We start from the raw sequence: 13,358 nt of genomic DNA, 5'->3' as shown, positions 1-13,358 counted from the left end.
GCCTACTGCCGATCCGGGATGGGCACCGGTAACGCCGTTTCCGGACAGCCGCGCGTCCCGGAGACTCGCGCCATTTATTCAGCGGGCTCTCAGCTACATCCGGCACCATGAATATGCAAGAGATGCGATCCGAGGCATCCAAAAGAGGCAAAGCCCCGAATACGATATGCACGCGGTTCCGGCTCTATAGGCGGGCATCGCGCACATTCAATCGAGGGCGAGAGGAGAAGGTCGATGTCTACTTCGCGCATAGTGGCACCAGCAGGGAACGCCACCACCGGAGAGCACGATCAGGAGGTATCCGACTGGGTCCCTCCAACATGGGAGGAAGTGGTCAGGGACCACTCACCAAAGGTCTACAGGCTTGCATACCGGCTGACTGGCAACAAGTATGATGCCGAGGACCTCACGCAGGAGGTTTTCGTGCGTGTCTTCCGTTCGCTTGCTAACTTCAAGCCCGGAACGCTGGACGGCTGGCTTCACCGCATCACCACCAACCTCTTCCTGGATCAGGCACGGCGCAAGAATCGCATTCGCTTCGATGGGCTTGCCGATGATGCCGAGAATCGCCTGCCCAGCACCCACCCCAGCCCGGAACGCAGCTTCGAATTCAACAACCTCGACCTCGACGTACAGGCGGCCCTTGAGGAGCTGCCGCCGGACTTCCGTGCTGCTGTTGTCCTGTGTGACCTGGAGGGACTTCCGTATGACGAAGTTGCGCGCGCGCTCGGCGTCAAGCTCGGTACTGTGCGCTCTCGGATCCACCGTGGCCGCACGATCCTTCGGGAGAAACTTGCCCACCGGGATCCCCGGCAGTCCGAATCCGCCCCACCCCGCCTCAGCCTGCCGCGCATAGCAGGTGCCCGCTAGGTCCATGCGCCACCCAACCCGTTTCCTGATCGACTATGTGGCGGGCGAGCTCAGTCTGGCTCGTCAGTGCGCCGTCGAGAAGCACCTGCTTCGCTGCAACCAGTGCCACGAAGTCGTGGAGCAGGAACAGGCTATCCGCCGGCGGCTGAGGAGCACATCCACCCCGGGACCGTCCGAGGAGCTGTTCGAGCGTATTCTGCGCAGATCCACGGAGCAATCGGGTAATGTGTCTCAGCCTCGAGCTGCTGGAATTTCGGCGACTCACCTCACTCTCGATGAGAGCGTCCCCGTCGACGAGCCGTTCATGCACCGCAACCGTGCCGTCATCGCCGTGGGCAGCGCACTCGCCGTCGCCGCAGTAGCAACGCTCACGGCCGCGTACGCGCTTGGATCGGAGGTGAACGCCGGTGACCTGACGGCTGCAGGCGGTTCAGCGTCGGTGACGGAAAGCTTCCAGACCGTGGCAACAGCCGCGCCGGCCACTTTGACCTCCACGCAGATTGACCAGCTGCGTGACGACGGCTGGTTCTGTCCCGAGTTGCAGACGCTCGGTTTCGATCTCGTCCGCGCTGAAGCGCTTGAGATCGAAGGCAGGCCCACCCTGCAGTTGGAACTCTCCGACGGAAGCCATTCCCTGACCATTTACGAACAGCGCGGCGGGACCGAGGGCATGGAGGCCGCTCCGGTCAATGCGGCAACCGGCAACACCGTCGAAGAGGATGGATTCGAGGAGATCGGCGGGGCAGAACAGACGGTTTGGCTGCATCCGGGTCGCGCGTGGCAGCTTGTGATCGATTCCGGTTCCGCCACGTACACAGTGGTCTCCACCCTGCCCGTCGCCGACATGCCGCGTGCGGTCAGCCAGTTGATGTTCAATGAACACTCCCAGCTGGCCTTTTCACGCCCGGATGCACCGAGCGACCCCCTGAGCCGCATCCTCCGCGGGCTTGGGAAGCTGGCGCAGCCGGCGCCGTGACGTAAATAGATTCAGGGTTGTCCTGCAGGTAGGCTTCGAAGGTGTTTGGAATCAACGGATACGAGTTCCTTCTTTTGGCGCTCATCGCTGTCATCGTCCTTGGTCCCGAACGGCTGCCCGAATACGCTTCCCAACTTGCGCAATTGGTCAAGGGGCTGCGCCGGATGGCCACCGGAGCCCGCGAACAACTTCGTGAAGAAGTAGGCACCGAATTCGACGACGTCGACTGGCGCAAGCTCGACCCACGCCAGTATGATCCGCGGCGCATCATCAAGGAGGCCCTTCTTGATGACATCGAAGACGCCATCAAACCCGTCAGTGAAAACGGCTCGAAACCCCAGTCCCGCTCAATCGCAGCTTCATCCGGAGCAACGGCGAACGGTGCAGCTTCAGTCAACTCGCCGGAGGGCACCGCACCGGCGCAGACTCCGGTCAGCTCCCCACGCCTGAGCGCCGGTCAGGCCGCCCCTTATGATCACGAGGCCACTTGAAGCGCTCCCCAGGGAATTTTTGCGTCGTCGAACGGCTCAGGTTCCCTTAGGAGTAACCTTCAGCAGTTTCTCGCTCAACCCGCGGGGCCGCACGGCCAGGGCAGAAGCAATCCGGTTCAACTCCTCTGACGCTCCGGTACCCCGTGCCAGAACCACGGGCTGCCCCTTGTCCCCGCCCTCCCTCAACGCAGGTTCAAGCGGGATACTGCCGAGAAGAGCGACGTCATACCCGACCGTCGTGGTGAGTCGGCGCGCAAGCTCGGCGCCGCCGCCGCTGCCGAACACCTCCATACGCTCACCGGAGGGAAGCTCGAGCCATGACATGTTCTCGACGACCCCCGCAACCTTCTGCCCAGTCTGCACGGCCATGGAGCCCGCCCGTTCTGCGACGTCCGCAGCCGCGGACTGGGGAGTCGTGACGATCAGAAGTTCGGCGTCAGGAAGTAGTTGCGCCACGGAGATAGCGATGTCGCCTGTCCCGGGCGGCAGGTCCAGGAACAGAACATCAAGATCACCGAAATACACATCCTGCAGGAACTGCTCCAGAGCACGGTGCAGCATGGGTCCACGCCATGCAACAGCCTGGTTTCCGGCGACGAACATGCCGATCGAGATTGCCTTGACCCCATACGCCACCGGAGGCAGGATCATCTCGTCCACCCTCGTGGGAGACTGGCTGATCCCCATCAGTCCCGGTACCGAGAATCCGTAGACGTCCGCATCCACGATTCCGACCCGAAGGCCCCGCGCAGCCATCGCCGTCGCAAGGTTCACCGTAACGCTCGACTTGCCAACTCCGCCCTTGCCGCTTGCAACGGCAAGAACCCGCGTGAGCGAGCCCGGCTCATTGAAAGGGATCCCACGTTTCGCTCCGGGGCCGCGCAGCCGCTCTTTCAGCGCGTCGCGCTGGTCCTGGGTCATCACGGCCAACTCCACCGATACTCCGGTGACGCCGGGCAGTCCACCAACCGCGGCTTCGACATCCCGGGTAATTGTGTCGCGAAGCGGACATCCCGCGATGGTGAGCAGGACGCGTATGGTGATGGCGCCGTCGTCGTAGGTTGTAATGCCCTCCACCATGCCCAGCTCGGTGATAGGACGCCGAAGCTCCGGATCAAGAACCTTCCCCAGGGCAGCGAGGACCGCAGATTCCTGCGTCACTGCCGGTCCTTGCGCACCGGCGGCACCTGGGGGAGGGAAACGGTGGCGTCGGAGACCCTGCGTTTGGACCTGCGCTGGGGCGGTGCATCCTGCCCGTCTGCTGATTCGAGCAGTTCTTCCATGACCGAGCGCAGCTCGGATCTGACGAAGTCCCGTGTGGCTACCTCGCGCAGGGCGATGCGCAGTTCCGCAATTTCCCGCGTGAGATATTCAGTGTCCGAGAGGTTGCGCTCCGCGCGCTGCCGGTCCTGCTGCAGCGAGACGCGGTCGCGGTCATCCTGGCGGTTCTGGGCCAGCAACAGGAGCGGAGCGGCGTAGGAGGCCTGGAGGGACAACATCAGCGTGAGCAGCGTGAAGCCGATCGCTGCGCTGTCGAATCTCCAGTCCTCGGGAGCCCAGCTGTTCCAGGCCAGCCACACGGCGACGAACACCGTCATGTAAAAGAGGAACTGCGGCGTGCCCATGAATCGCGCGAAGTTCTCGGTTGCACTTCCGAATGCGTCAGGGTTGGGGCGCAGCCTCGGCAGCAACCGGGCGCGGCTTTCGCGCGGTGTGTCCAGGCCGGTCGTGGTCGCAGTTCTGGTTCTCTCAGCCATTTGTGCCTCCCCGCGTCAGGTCAGGCGTGACATCCTGGGCACGCCAGTCTTCAGGGAGCAGGTGATCCAGAACGTCGTCAACGGTCACCGCCCCCACCAATCGGCCATCGCCGTTGACAATCGGCAATGAGTTCAGGTTATAGGTTGCGAGAATCCGGGAAACCTCGCTGATATTCGCCTGGTCGCTGACCGGCTCCAGATCGGTATCGACGATATTGCCCAGGGGCTCCGGCGGCGGATAACGCAACAGCTGCTGGATGTGAACCACGCCGAGGTAACGGCCGGTCGGAGTTTCCAGCGGCGGGCGGCAGACGAAGATGGAGGACGCCAGCGCCGGTGTCAGCTCCTCCCTGCGCACGTGCGCCAGAGCCTCGGCAACGGTGGCTTCCGGAGGCAGGATGACCGGGACGGGCGTCATGAGGGATCCCGCAGTGTCCTCTTCGTACTGCAGGAGGCGGCGGACGTCCTTCGCGTCATCCGGCTCCATAAGCTGAAGCAGCTCCTCTTTCTGATCCTCCGGCAGTTCATTCAGGAGGTCGGCGGCGTCGTCAGGATCCATTTCTCCCAGTACGTCGGCCGCCCGTTCCCGGTCGAGCGACGACAGAATCTGTACCTGGTCGTCGTCGGGCAGTTCCTGGAGAATGTCAGCGAGGCGCTGGTCCTGGAGCTCGCCCGCCACTTCAATGCGGCGCTTGTCGCTCATTTCATGGAGCGCGTCAGCGAAGTCTGCGGCCTTCAGGTCATCATGCTGGGCCAGGAATGTTGTTGCCGCCTGCGGCTCATCTGCAGCGCCATGGTAGGCGTCGAGCCAGTCGATGATGAGCCGCTCACCGCGGCGCAGGCCCCGAAGCCGTGACTGCGGGCCGCCGCGGCGAACGAAAATCTGGGACACGTGCCAGTCGCCGGAGCGGTCCTTCTCCATGGCGACGTCTTCAATTGTGGCTTCACCGCTGCCGTCGCGGAGTGTGATCCTGCGGTCGAACACCTCGGCGACCACGAGCCGCTCCGCGCCGCGCTGGTCGAAGCGGCGGAGATTGACCAGTCCGGTGCAGATGATCTGCCCTGCGTCGATGGAAGTGACGCGTGTCATTGGCACGAAGACGCGCTTTTTCCCGGGAACCTCGACCACCAGGCCCACCACCTGCGGCACAACCGCAGGTCCGCGGTCCAGCACGACGGCGTCACGAAGGCGCCCGAGACGGTCTCCGAGCGGGTCGAAAACGTCCAGGCCCAGGAGGCGTGCCACGAATACGCGCGTTGGGTTGCTGCTCACATCCTCAAGGCTACTGCCGTTGCGGCACCAGAGCCGTATCGCGTGACAGCCCGCACAGCGCAGCGCCGGGAGAAGTTCACCGCGAGCGATACGGCGACACGGTGGGAGGTATCTAGGCAACAATGAAAGTATGTCAAACGTTTTTGGACGAACTGCCTCACGCGATGAGGGCCGTACGCTGCCGAAGGGCGAGACCATTGGCCGGTACGACTCCTATCTGGATGCGCAGAAGGCGGTGGACTACCTCGCAGACAGCAAGTTCCCGGTGCAGCAGGTTTCGATCATCGGCAATGACCTCAAGACCGTGGAACGCGTGACCGGACGGCTCAGCTACCCGCGGGTTGCACTCGCCAGCGCAGCGACCGGCGCGTGGTTTGGCCTGTTCGTCGGTTTTATCCTGACGCTTTTCGGCGGGGACTCGACGTACCTGCCGATCCTGTCCTCCATGGCGCTCGGCGCCGTTTTCTGGGTGCTGTTCGGCGTGATCGCCTATGCGTTCCAGCGGGGTAAGCGTGACTTCACCTCCACCAGCCAGGTTGTGGCCACCAGCTACGACGTTCTCGTCGATCCCGCCGTTGCAGGCGAAGCGCGGCGGATGCTCCAGCAGCTTCCCATGAACTCGCGTCCACAGGGAGGTGCGGGCGTGTCCTCTCAGCCGTGGGGGACGCCGCCTCAACACAATCAGCACCCGCAGCAGGGCCAGCCGCCGGTCCAGCCTCCGCAGCGTCCGGAAGGCTGGAGCCAGCCGCCGGCCCAGCCGCCGCATGTGCAGGCACCGGAGACCGCGAACGGCGCCACGTCCGCTGAAACGTCCGAATCCGCTGAAGGCGGCGAGGAACAGCAGGCCGCCAACAAACGCTCCACCCGCGGCCAGTTCCCCGATCTGCCGGACGGCAGGCCGCAGTACGGAGTGCGCGTGGAGTCCCAGCCCGTCAAGGAGCAGCCTGAGCAGGCCGAGCCTGCCGTGCAGAACGCGCAGCCACAGGAATCCCGCAAGGAATAGCTGGAATGCGTCGCGTGAAAACCCGGCGCTTACGAACAAGGAAGGCGGACAGCTACGGCTGTCCGCCTTCTTCTTTTCCTGCGTTCTTCGTTTTACGCCATGTTCGTTGAATCCGCATTCATCGAGTGGGTGCGGATCTAACCACTACTCGCCGGTCGGGCTGTAGATGCCTTCCATCCAGGCTTCGACATCGTCGGGCTCACGGGGGAGCGCCGAGCTGAGGTTGACCGGACCGTCCGCCGTCATCAGGATGTCGTCCTCGATCCGGACGCCGATGCCTCGGTACTCCTCGGGAACTGCAAGGTCCTCGTCCTTGAAGTACAAGCCGGGTTCGATGGTGAAGACCATCCCCTCCGTCAGGGTCCCGTCCAGGTAAAGCTCACGTTTGGCCTGGGCGCAGTCGTGCACGTCCATACCGAGGTGGTGGCTGGTGCCGTGCGGCATCCAGCGGCGGTGATGCTGGCCTTCTGGCGAGACCGCCTCCTCCAGCGGAACCGGAAGGAAACCCCACTCATCCAGCCGTTCAGCCAGGACGGCCACAGCGGCGGCATGCACTTCCCGGAACTTCACGCCAACCTTTGCGGCGGCGAAACCGGCGTCCGCGGCGTCCAGTACGGCCTGGTAGACCCTGCGCTGAATCTCCGAGTATTTCCCATTCACCGGCAGTGTCCGGGTTATGTCCGCGGTGTACAGGCTGTCTGCTTCGACGCCGGCGTCCAGGAGCAGCAGGTCCTCAGCGCCCACCTGCCCGTTATTGCGGATCCAGTGGAGGATCGTGGCGTTGTTTCCCGAGGCTGCGATGGTGTCGTAACCGAGGTCATTGCCTTCCTCCCGGGCGCGCGCGAAGAAGGCTCCTTCGACAACGCGCTCGCCGCGGGGATGCGTGATGGCGCGCGGCAGTTCCTTGACCACCTCGTGGAAGCCGTTCACCGTTGCCTCCACAGCCTTGCGCATCTGCGCGATCTCCCACTCGTCCTTGATCAGGCGGAGCTCGGACAGGGCCTCCGCGAGCTTTGCGTCGAGCTCGTCGGAGGCCTCCAGGTCCACGGAGGTGTTGATTCGGGAGGTGTCCACCAGGGCGTCCGCGTTCAGGTCTACTTCACGCAGCAACCGGATCCGGATGCCACCGATTTCGACAGCACCCGCGTCCTTCGTGATTGCCGCTTCAAGATCGGCAAGGTCGGCTGTTTCCAGGACCAGCAGCGCGCGCACTTCCGCGCGGGAGAGCCGGGAACCGATCCAGAATTCGCCGTAGCGTGCGTTTGCATAAAATTCCGCGCTGTCCCGGCCGGCCAGTTCACGGAAGTAAAGCGTGGCATGGTGATTGCCGCCGTCGTCGCCCTTGCCCTCTTCGGCAGGTTCCATCACCAGCACTGCGTCCGGCTCGTGATCCAGGCCGAGCCCGGTCAGGTGGGCAAATCCGGAGTGCGGCCGGAAGCGGTAATCGGTGTCGTTGGAACGGACCTTCAACGGCCCGGCGGGAATGACAAGGCGCTCACCCGGGAACTGGCGGGAGATTTTCAGGCGACGCTGGGCGGCGTACCGCGCAACCTCAGCCTCCGCGGGGAGATCAGTACCTTTTGCGGCCCAACTGGAGCTCATGAAGGCCTTGAAAGCATCAGAATCCGGGCGTTGGGACCGGTTCTCGTTGCGACTGGACAGCGGCTGTTCCTCCGGTGTGACAGGTGTGGCGTCACTGCCGGTGCCGGTCGGGGTCATGGTTACTGCCGGTGGGGTGTTCTCTGCTGTACTCACCACACCATGGTCCCACCGGCGGAGAAATGAGCCAAACATCCGGCACCGCCGACACGAGCGGAGCGGGCGTACAGTTGTTTGGTGAGAATTGACCTGCACGCCCATTCCAACGTCTCAGACGGCACTGAAAGTCCTGCGGACCTCATGCGCGCTGCCGCGGCTGCCGGTCTGGATGTCATCGCGCTGACCGATCATGATGCGACCGCCGGATGGGCAGCGGCCACGCAGGAGGCACGGAATCTGTCGCTGGTACTGGTGCCCGGGATGGAGGTGTCCTGCCGCACCGATACGGGTATCAGTGTGCACGTGCTGTCCTACCTGCATGACCCGGAGCACCCGGGCCTGCTCGCTGAGATCGGACGCTCCCGGGACGCTCGGCTTACCCGGGCCGAGCGCATGGTCGAGAAACTCGCCGCCGACTATCCCATTTCCTGGGCGCACGTGCTTGAACACGTTGCTGACGGCGCGACTATCGGGCGGCCACACATTGCGGACACTCTGGTGACGCTGAACGTTGTCGGCACGCGGAGCGAAGCATTCGCGAACATGCTCAGTGCACGCTCGCCCTACTGGGTGAGCCACTATGCACCCCACCCGGCAGACGCCGTCGCACTGGTCCGCGAAGCCGGCGGGGTTCCGGTGTTCGCCCACCCCGTGGCGTCCGCACGTGGGCGGATTGTGGATAGTGCAACCACCGGCGAGATGATCGATGCTGGTCTGCTCGGCCTGGAAATTCATCACAGGGACAATCCTCCGGAGGGGCGGGAGGAGCTTCAACGCATCGCTGCCCGGCACAATCTGCTGGTGACGGGATCCAGTGACTACCACGGAACGGGCAAGCCGAACCGGCTGGGGGAGAACGTTACGAGTTCGGAGATGTTCGCACGCCTGGAGGAGATGGCGACCGGAAGCAGCGTCATCCGGTAGGGGGTGCCAACCATGGGCCGAGGCGCCGGGTCATCACGTCGATTGCCTGTTCATTGCTGTCCACGCAGACGAAGCGCCGCTCAAGTTTGCCTGCGACTGCGCCAAGCGTTCCGGAGCCCGCGAAGAAGTCCAGGACCCAGTCTCCCGGCCGGCTGCTGGCAGCCACCGCACGGCGAACCAGGCCCTCAGGCTTCTGGGTGGGATAGCCGGTCTTTTCCTTGCCCGTCGGGGAAACGATGGTGTGCCACCAGACGTCAGTGGGCAGCTTGCCGAGGGCGACCTTCTCCGGTGTGACGAGACCCGGCGCCATGTACGGCTCACGATCCACCTCGGCACTGTTGAAGTAGTACCCGGACGGATCCTTCACGTACACCAGGATGTTGTCGTGTTTGGCGGGCCAGCGGCTCTTCGCGCGGGCACCGTAGTCGTAGGCCCAGATGATCTCGTTGAGGAAGCATTCGCGACCGAACAGGGCGTCCAGCATCACCTTGGCATAGTGCACTTCGCGGTAGTCCAGATGCACGTAGAGTGTTCCGTCCGTTGCCAGCAGCCGCCACGCCTCCGCCAGGCGGGGCGCAAGGAACTCCCAGTAGTCCTCGAACGCATCGTCGTAGCTCGCGAGCATGCCCTTGACGGTGGAGTAGCTGTGCCCCTTGAATCCGACGCGGTCCCCGGCTCCGGGCGCGCTGCGGACCATCGAGGTCTGCTGCCGGCGCTGAGCGCGGCCGGTATTGAACGGCGGATCCACGTAGATCATGGCGAAGGAGTTGTCCGGCAGCCGGGAAAGGTATTCCAGGTTGTCTGCCTGCACCACGAGGTTGGGTCCATCCGGCCGCCAGGCCGGATGGACCGGTGTTGCTTCCACGCTATTGATCAGCTGTCTGCAGCGGGCTTGGGGATCACTTCGCCGTTGCGCCGACGCGTACGGGACCGGTTGCGTTTGGGCCGCTCGGACCCTTCGGTCCGGTCCACTTGCCTTGGACCGCTGTCCGCAGAGCGGTCCTCACCGGCTGAGCCGGATCCACCGGTACGACGACGACCGCCTGCCTTTTCATCGGAACCCCGCCGCCCGCTGTTGCCGCCGGAGCGCGCGCGGTCGTTTGTGCGGTTCTTTTTGCCGGTCTCGCCGAGATCCTCGAGCTTCTCGGCGTTGATGCCGGCCAGCTTCCGCTGCGCGCGGGGCAGCCGGCCCTTGGTGCCCTCGGGGATGTCAAGGTCCGTGTACAGGTGCGGTGATGAGGAGTAGGTTTCAACCGGTTCCGCCTGGTCGAGGCCGAGGGCCTTGTTGATCAGGCCCCAGCGGGGAACATCATCCCAGTCGACGAAGGTGACGGCGGTGCCCTTCTTGCCGGCTCGCCCCGTACGTCCCACGCGGTGCAGGTAGGCCTTCTCATCCTCCGGGCACTGGAAGTTGATGACGTGGGTGATGTCCTCAACGTCGATACCGCGGGCCGCAACCTCGGTGGCCACCAGGACATCGATTTTGTCACCGCGGAAGGCCCGCAAGGCCTGCTCGCGCGCTCCCTGGCCGAGGTCGCCGTGGATGGCTCCGGCCGCGAAGCCTCGGTCGATCAGCTCCTCCGAAAGCTTGGCGGCCGTGCGCTTGGTCTTGGTGAAGATGATGGTGCGTCCGCGTCCGCGGGCCTGGAGGATGCGGGCTACAACCTCGTCCTTGTCCAGGTTGTGCGCACGGTAGATAACCTGGCGGATGTCCTTCTTGGTGGCGCCGTCGTCCTCGGGGTCAGCGGCGCGGATGTGCGTCGGGTGGGACATGTAGCGGCGCGCCATGGCAACGACCGGGCCGGGCATAGTGGCCGAGAACAGGAGCGTCTGGCGCACCGAGGGCGTTGCTGAAATCAGGGTCTCGACGTCCGGGAGGAACCCGAGGTCCAGCATTTCGTCGGCTTCATCCAGCACCACGATGCGGACGTTCTTGAGCGACAGGATCTTCTGGCGGTACAGGTCGATCAGGCGTCCCGGTGTGCCCACCACAACTTCGGTTCCGCGCTTGAGGGCCTCGATCTGGGGCTCATACGCTCGGCCACCGTAAATGGTGACGATGCGGGCATTGCGCTTTGCCGCAGCCTTCGTCAGGTCAGCGGCAACCTGGACGGCAAGCTCACGCGTGGGTACGACGACAAGCGCCTGCGGAGCACCTGGCGCCGGAAGTTTGTCATAGCCGTCATCCGACGGGCCCACCACGCGCTGCAGCGCGGGCACGCCGAAACCGAGTGTCTTGCCTGTTCCAGTCTTGGCCTGGCCGATGATGTCGTGGCCGCCGAGGGCAATGGAGAGCGTCATGGCCTGAATGGGGAAGGGATGCACGATCCCCGCGTCCGCAAGGGCTTCGACGATATCGGGGCGGACATTGAAGTCAGCGAAGGTCTCAGGAGTTTCCTGATGCGGCTCATCAGTGGTGACGAGGGTTTCTTCTACGAAGATTTCGTCGTCGCTGTTGTCTGCATGGAGGTGGTGGTTGTCTGTGGTCACTCTTACTACCGTTTCGATTAGGCACTGCCGCCGCGCAGGCTCAACGCCGGGCCCGAAAACAGGGGCCCGCTCGGAGCAGGACGAGGCAGGGCGTCCAGTGGAAGCCGATCGCGGGCTAACAACTGCGTCTCGGAAGCGGAACGTTCCGCTTCCGAGCTGGGAAGACTAAGATCGCGTAGGTATTGCGGGTCGATTGCAGGGAGGCCGCCTGTTCGTTGAACTGCGGCCCACCGCGTTCGGAAACTGAAACTAAGTTCTTAAGAACGACCGGGCATCCATTACTACGCGTTCAAGTCTACCCTGCCGCACTTTCACTTTCCGACGGCGACTCCTCCTGCCGAACGCTCCGCACCAGTTCAAAGCGCAGTTCCCGCCGGGCGATATCAGCGGTGACCAACCTGACACGCACCTCATCGCCGGCCGTCATGACGCCGTCGCACCGTGCCTCGACCGCAGGGTCAGCGACCTGAATGATTCCGTGCGGCGCGCCGTTACCGTTGGCGGTGACCGACGCGTCCGGTAACGGCTTCGAGCCCGTGATGACGACGGCGTCGAACTCCTCGCCCACGCGGTTGCTCAGCAATGCTGCCTCCACGGCAGCGATCGCGCCGCTCTCCAGTCGTGAAGCCAGCTGATTCGAGGACGACATCAGAGCATTCAGTTCCGGAAGGGCATTCCGGACCCAGTCGGGAACATCCCTGCCGGCACACAGCGCTTCGCAGGTCACCAGGACAAATCTGTCCACCAGGCGCCTGAGAGGTGCGGTGGTGTGGGCATAGGGTGCGGCGATCGCCGCCTGCTCAACTGACTCGGGAATAGCGCCGTCGAACGATGTATAGCCGGCGCCGCGAAACAGTGACGCAGCAGCATGCATGAGTGAAAGCTGGCGCGGATCTGAGGTGTCGAGGCTGCGCAGGAATTCGCCGTAGGGGACGTTCGCGGGCCAGGAGCGCCCGAGCGCGCGGGCCTGGTGCCGGAACCGGGCAAGGGACGTCTCGTCAGGGGCCGGCATGGTGCGGAGTATCCCCACGCCTCCCTCGAGCATGATTTCGGCGGCCGCCATGCCCGTCATCAGCGAAAGCTGTGCGTTCCAGTCTTCAGACGCAAGGGGCGGGCGCGTGACGATGAAGTAGCGTTCGCCGTCGTGCGCGATTTCCTGCTCCGGAAGGTTCAGGCTTGCGCCGCCGCGCTCCTTCTCGAGCGCGATGCGCTTGGTTCCAATCTCCTTCAGGAGGGTCAGGTTCTCCGCGGCGCCGCCTGAGTCGAGGTCTTCCTGCACCTGGTCGTAGGTGAGTTGCGCACGGCTCCTGACCACAGCACGCCCGACGACGACGGACTCCACCTGTGCGGCCTCGTCCAGTTCGAACTCCCAGACGAAGGCGGACCGGTTCCTGCCCGGCAACAGGCTGGCTGCGTCCTCAGCGATTTTCTCCGGGTGGAGGGAGATGCGGCCGTCCGGTGCGTACATGGTCTGGCCGCGAAGGCGGGCTTCCGTGTCTATCGCACCGCCCGGTGCCACGAAGGCGGGAACATCCGCAATGGCGTACCAGACGCGGTAGCCGGATCCGGCGCGCTCCAGGTGAAAGGCTTGATCCAGATCGGTTGATCCGGGAGGGTCGACTGTGATGAAGCCGAGACCGGTGAGGTCACGTTCCGGCGGTACGAATGAGTCCACAGCAGCCTTCGCCTCCGCCAACACCTCAGGCGGGAAGTCGGCGCGCAGTTCCAGTTCCTGCCGGAGGCTTTCCAGCGCTGCGGTGAGCTGTACCTGGGAGTCCCGGTTGCTCAGATCCAGATGAGAATACGGCACAGTGCC

The 13,358-nt window shown here is 64.1% G+C and carries 12 protein-coding genes; 5 read left to right on the top strand and 7 right to left on the bottom strand.

Annotated features, from left to right (window positions below; genetic code table 11):
• Positions 1-234 precede the first annotated feature (234 nt).
• From sigE to AC1MBU_RS13070, 3 genes are read left to right on the top strand one after another with little or no spacing between them, the layout of a single operon-like run.
• Positions 235-870: an RNA polymerase sigma factor SigE gene (sigE, locus tag AC1MBU_RS13080; protein WP_277357642.1), complete on the top strand. Its 636-nt coding sequence runs from the start codon at positions 235-237 to the stop codon at positions 868-870.
• 4 nt (positions 871-874) lie between these two features.
• Positions 875-1,846: an anti-sigma factor family protein gene (locus AC1MBU_RS13075; RefSeq protein WP_479787425.1), complete on the top strand. Its 972-nt coding sequence runs from the start codon at positions 875-877 to the stop codon at positions 1,844-1,846.
• A gap of 41 nt (positions 1,847-1,887) precedes the next feature.
• On the top strand, positions 1,888-2,337 hold the full coding sequence (locus AC1MBU_RS13070) for a twin-arginine translocase TatA/TatE family subunit (protein WP_277357640.1): 450 nt from the start codon (positions 1,888-1,890) through the stop codon (positions 2,335-2,337).
• Between the two features lie 36 nt (positions 2,338-2,373).
• Here AC1MBU_RS13070 and AC1MBU_RS13065 read toward each other — a convergent pair whose 3' ends face one another.
• Genes AC1MBU_RS13065 through AC1MBU_RS13055 form a run of 3 tightly spaced genes read right to left on the bottom strand, consistent with a single transcriptional unit; the run spans position 2,374 to position 5,367 of the window.
• Positions 2,374-3,498, bottom strand: a complete 1,125-nt coding sequence (locus AC1MBU_RS13065; RefSeq protein WP_479787423.1) for an Mrp/NBP35 family ATP-binding protein — start codon at positions 3,496-3,498, stop codon at positions 2,374-2,376.
• Positions 3,495-4,094 carry a DUF1003 domain-containing protein gene (locus AC1MBU_RS13060; protein ID WP_479787422.1) on the bottom strand — a complete coding sequence of 200 codons (600 nt, stop codon included), beginning with the start codon at positions 4,092-4,094 and terminating at the stop codon, positions 3,495-3,497. Before AC1MBU_RS13060 ends, AC1MBU_RS13065 begins: the two co-directional genes overlap by 4 nt.
• Entirely contained in the window at positions 4,087-5,367 is a 1,281-nt protein-coding gene (locus AC1MBU_RS13055) for a magnesium transporter MgtE N-terminal domain-containing protein (protein ID WP_277357637.1), read from the bottom strand. Before AC1MBU_RS13055 ends, AC1MBU_RS13060 begins: the two co-directional genes overlap by 8 nt.
• A gap of 130 nt (positions 5,368-5,497) precedes the next feature.
• Here AC1MBU_RS13055 and AC1MBU_RS13050 point away from each other — a divergent pair, with 130 nt between their 5' ends.
• Positions 5,498-6,370 (top strand): YflT domain-containing protein, encoded by an 873-nt coding sequence (locus AC1MBU_RS13050; protein WP_479787421.1) that lies wholly within the window; start codon positions 5,498-5,500, stop codon positions 6,368-6,370.
• Between the two features lie 144 nt (positions 6,371-6,514).
• Here the strand turns inward: AC1MBU_RS13050 and AC1MBU_RS13045 are convergent, their stop codons facing one another.
• Positions 6,515-8,089 carry an aminopeptidase P family protein gene (locus AC1MBU_RS13045; RefSeq protein WP_479789776.1) on the bottom strand — a complete coding sequence of 525 codons (1,575 nt, stop codon included), beginning with the start codon at positions 8,087-8,089 and terminating at the stop codon, positions 6,515-6,517.
• 117 nt (positions 8,090-8,206) lie between these two features.
• Here AC1MBU_RS13045 and AC1MBU_RS13040 point away from each other — a divergent pair, with 117 nt between their 5' ends.
• Entirely contained in the window at positions 8,207-9,052 is an 846-nt protein-coding gene (locus tag AC1MBU_RS13040; protein ID WP_277357635.1) for a PHP domain-containing protein, read from the top strand.
• On the opposite strand, the gene AC1MBU_RS13035 is transcribed toward AC1MBU_RS13040, so the two are convergent.
• From AC1MBU_RS13035 to AC1MBU_RS13025, 3 genes are all read right to left on the bottom strand, one after another.
• Positions 9,042-9,926 (bottom strand): DNA-methyltransferase, encoded by an 885-nt coding sequence (locus tag AC1MBU_RS13035; protein ID WP_277357690.1) that lies wholly within the window; start codon positions 9,924-9,926, stop codon positions 9,042-9,044. The genes AC1MBU_RS13040 and AC1MBU_RS13035 overlap by 11 nt on opposite strands.
• A complete protein-coding gene (locus AC1MBU_RS13030; protein WP_479787420.1) occupies positions 9,926-11,542 on the bottom strand; it encodes a DEAD/DEAH box helicase in 1,617 nt (538 codons plus the stop codon). Before AC1MBU_RS13030 ends, AC1MBU_RS13035 begins: the two co-directional genes overlap by 1 nt.
• A 295-nt stretch (positions 11,543-11,837) precedes the next feature.
• The gene (locus AC1MBU_RS13025; RefSeq protein ID WP_479787419.1) at positions 11,838-13,352 is read right to left on the bottom strand and encodes an RNB domain-containing ribonuclease; all 1,515 of its coding nucleotides are present in this window, start codon (positions 13,350-13,352) and stop codon (positions 11,838-11,840) included.
• Positions 13,353-13,358 lie beyond the last annotated feature (6 nt).

Source organism: Arthrobacter sp. PTI12 (assembly GCF_056679915.1).
The sequence above is the reverse complement of the archived record's forward strand: the minus strand, read 5'-3'. Positions and strand labels throughout refer to the sequence as shown.